This is a genomic window from Clostridium sp. CTA-1, assembly GCF_054768215.1.
The window spans coordinates 1-434 of record NZ_BAAAAP010000069.1 but is presented as its reverse complement, the minus strand read 5'-3'; the positions used below and the strand labels follow the sequence as shown (position 1 = coordinate 434).

Annotated in this window: 1 pseudogene; it reads left to right on the top strand. The window is 50.9% G+C overall.

Annotated features, from left to right (window positions below):
• Positions 1-434: pseudogene (locus tag ACYUEW_RS19075) on the top strand (hypothetical protein); the annotation flags it as partial.

Genomic DNA, 434 nt, shown 5'->3' with positions numbered 1-434 from the left:
AAGGCACAACTGGACCTACTGGCCCTCAAGGTGTAACTGGTGCTACTGGTCCTCAAGGCATAACCGGACCTACTGGACTTCAAGGTGTTACAGGAGCTACTGGAATTCAAGGTGTAACTGGTGCTACTGGCCCTCAAGGTATTACCGGTGCTACTGGAATTCAAGGTATCACTGGATCTACTGGAATTCAAGGTGTTACTGGTCCTACTGGAATTCAAGGTGTTACTGGCCCTACTGGCCCTCAAGGCATTACTGGTCCTACTGGAATTCAAGGTGTAACCGGTCCTACTGGCCCTCAAGGTATCACTGGTCCTACTGGACTCCAAGGCGTTACTGGCCCTACTGGTCCTATAGGTGTAACCGGAGCTACTGGTCCTCAAGGCATTACTGGCTCTACTGGAATTCAAGGTATCACTGGACCTACTGGCCCTCAA